Genomic DNA, 1614 nt, shown 5'->3' with positions numbered 1-1614 from the left:
CTGCCGCGGCAATCGCTGTTGTAGCGGAGGCCGAAGGCCTCCTTGGCCAGCACCACGCGCGGATCGGCGCGCCAGCCGGCGGCGGCGGAGCAGTCGACCCTGGCGCCGAGGATGTCTTCCAGGGCCTGCAGGCCACGGCCGAATTCCTGACCTAGACGCTCCAGGCTCCAGCTGCCGGTATGGGCCTGCCAGGCGTGGTGGTCCCAGGCGTGCAAGCCGACCTCGTGGCCGCGCGCGCGGGTCTCGCGCATCAGGTGACCGAGGTCGCGACCGATGGGCCGACCCGGCCAGGCGGTGCCGGCCAGCAGGATGTCCCAGCCATAGAGGCTGGCGGCCTTGGACCTCAGCATCTTCCACAGGAAGGTGGGCTTCACCAGGCGCCAGAGGTGGCGCCCCATGTTGTCCGGTCCGACGCTGAAGAAGAAGGTGGCCTTGACCCCGGCTTCGTCCAGCAGGTCGAGCAGCCGCGGTACCCCTTCGCGGGTGCCGCGATAGGTATCCACGTCGATGCGCAGGCTGGCCGGGATCAGGGTGTTCATCAGGCCTCCCGCTGCGCCAGGGCTTCGCGCAGGAAGAAGTCCAGCGTCTTGCCGACGGTGGCGGCCATGGCGGTGGTCGGCTGCCAGTCGATCAGGCGACGGGCGTTTTCCACGCTGGGCTTGCGGTGGGCCACGTCCTGGTAGCCGTCGCCATAGAAGCTCTTGCTCTCCACCTCGCGGAAGCCGGCGAAGGGCGGGAATTCGTGGCGCAGCGGATGGGCCTCGAACTGGGCCAGCAGCTCTTCGGCCAGTTCGCGGATGCTCGCTTCGTTGTCCGGGTTGCCGATGTTGACGATCTGGCCGTCGCAGCGACCGCCCCTGTTCTCGATGATGCGGAACAGCGCCTCGATGCCGTCGTCGACGTCGGTGAAGCAGCGCTTCTGGGCGCCCCCGTCGACCAGCTTGATCGGGGTGCCTTCTACCAGGTTGAGGATCAGCTGGGTGATGGCGCGGGAGCTGCCGATGCGCGCCGAGTCCAGGCGATCCAGACGCGGGCCCATCCAGTTGAACGGACGGAACAGGGTGAATTTCAGGCCCTTGGCGCCGTAGGCCCAGATGACCCGGTCGAGCAGCTGCTTGGAGACCGAATAGATCCAGCGCTGCTTGTTGATCGGGCCGACCACCAGGTTGGAGCGGTCTTCGTCGAAGCGCTCGTCCTGGCACATGCCGTACACCTCGGAGGTGGACGGGAAGATCACGCGCTTGCCGTATTTCACGCAGTGGCGAACGATCTTGAGGTTTTCCTCGAAGTCCAGTTCGAACACGCGCAAGGGATTGCGGGTGTATTCGATGGGCGTGGCGATGGCCACCAGCGGCAGCACCACGTCGCACTTCTTGATGTGGTATTCCAGCCACTCGGTGTGGATGGAGATGTCGCCTTCCACATAATGGAAATTCGGATTGGCCTTGAGCCGCTCGATGGCATCGGAGCCGATGTCCAGGCCATAGACCTCGTACTCGCCGTCGGCCAGCAGGCGCTCGGAGAGGTGGTTGCCGATGAAGCCGTTGACGCCCAGGATCAGCACCCGGGTGCGGCGCTTGGCGCGGCGATCCTGGCGATGCAGGCGGGCACCGG

2 protein-coding genes are annotated in these 1614 nt (G+C 66.3%); both read right to left on the bottom strand.

Annotation, left to right across the window (positions count from 1 at the left end; translation table 11 throughout):
• Window positions 1-530 (bottom strand): polysaccharide deacetylase family protein (locus tag OXS31_RS23310; RefSeq protein ID WP_181902092.1); only part of this gene is annotated, 530 nt, incomplete at its 3' end.
• A gap of 8 nt (window positions 531-538) precedes the next feature.
• On the bottom strand, window positions 539-1614 hold a 1076-nt coding region (locus tag OXS31_RS23305), incomplete at its 5' end, for a bifunctional UDP-4-keto-pentose/UDP-xylose synthase (protein WP_267402350.1).

Origin of the sequence: Pseudomonas sp. GM_Psu_1 (assembly GCF_026544185.1) — a bacterium.
Lineage (GTDB): Bacteria > Pseudomonadota > Gammaproteobacteria > Pseudomonadales > Pseudomonadaceae > Chryseomonas > Chryseomonas oryzihabitans.
Note: the sequence above shows the minus strand (reverse complement) of the source record. Positions and strands in the feature narration are given on the sequence as shown.